Consider the following 1,098-nt stretch of genomic DNA (forward strand, 5'->3'; position numbering starts at 1 on the left):
GCGCGACCTCGTCCAGCTCACGGCGCGGCACGGCGCGTACGGAGTGGATCGCGGCGCCGACCCGGGCGTGCGCGCCGGGCCGCAGCGCCGACACGCGAGACGCCCACGCCGACGCCGTCCCGTCGCCGAACCGCAGCTGCGGACCCAGCAGCGGGTCCCCGATGCCACCGGTCAGGTAACACGCGTCGAGCAGGGTGATCCGCACCCCCGCCTCATCGGCGGCGGCCAGCAGCGCCGCGGACATGGCGTTGGCGTCCCGGTACGGCACCCCGCCCGGCCCGTGGTGGAGATAGTGGAACTCGCCCACGCAGCTGATCCCGGCGAGCGCCATCTCCGCGTACACCGCGCGGGCCAGGGCGAAGTAGGTGTCGGGGTCCAGGCGCGCGGCCACCGTGTACATCTGCGAACGCCACGTCCAGAAGGTGCCCCGCGACGCCTGCACGCGGCCCCGCAGGGCGCGGTGAAAGGCGTGCGAGTGCGCGTTCGCCAGGCCCGGCAGCGTGAGCCCGGCCAGCCGTACGGCGTCCGGGGGCGCGGGCACGCCGGAGGCGACCGACGTGAAGCGCGTCCCGTCCACCTCCAGCAGCACGTCCGCGACGACCGCGCCGTCCAGCCACGCGTGCGCGGCGTGGTACCTCACCGGCACACCAGCTCGTCCAGTACGTCCGCGAGCGCCTCCACGCCCGCCAGGCAGTCCGCGAGCTCGGCGTGTTCGGCCGGCGCGTGGGAGACGCCGGTCGGGTTGCGGACGAACAGCATCGCCGTCGGCAGGTGGGCGGACAGGATGCCGGCGTCGTGCCCGGCGCCGGTCGGCAGCACCGGCGGGTCGCCGAGCGCCTTGGCCAGCCGGTCGCGCAGTTCGGCGTGGAAGTCCACCACCTCGGTGTAGGACTCCTCGCTCAGCGCCACCTCGACGCGGTCACGCCCGGCGGCCTCCCACGCGGCCGCGCGCACGTCCGCCACGGTCGCGCGCACGGCCTCCTCGGACGGGGCGCGGGCGTCGAGCCAGGCAGCCACCGACGACGGGATCGCGTTGACCCCGTTCGGCATCACCCTGACCTTGCCCACGGTCGCGACGGCGTCGTGCCGCGCCGCGGC

General features: G+C 76.0%; 2 protein-coding genes. Both read right to left on the minus strand.

What is annotated here, in order from left to right:
• Positions 1-640 (minus strand): amidohydrolase family protein (locus ACFFNX_RS50815; protein ID WP_378213686.1); only part of this gene is annotated, 640 nt, incomplete at its 3' end.
• The coding region (locus ACFFNX_RS50820) for a M20/M25/M40 family metallo-hydrolase (protein ID WP_378213689.1) at positions 637-1,098 on the minus strand (462 nt) is incomplete at its 5' end. The genes ACFFNX_RS50815 and ACFFNX_RS50820, both read right to left, overlap by 4 nt.

The organism is Actinoallomurus acaciae, from assembly GCF_042429965.1.
GTDB lineage: Bacteria > Actinomycetota > Actinomycetes > Streptosporangiales > Streptosporangiaceae > Actinoallomurus > Actinoallomurus acaciae.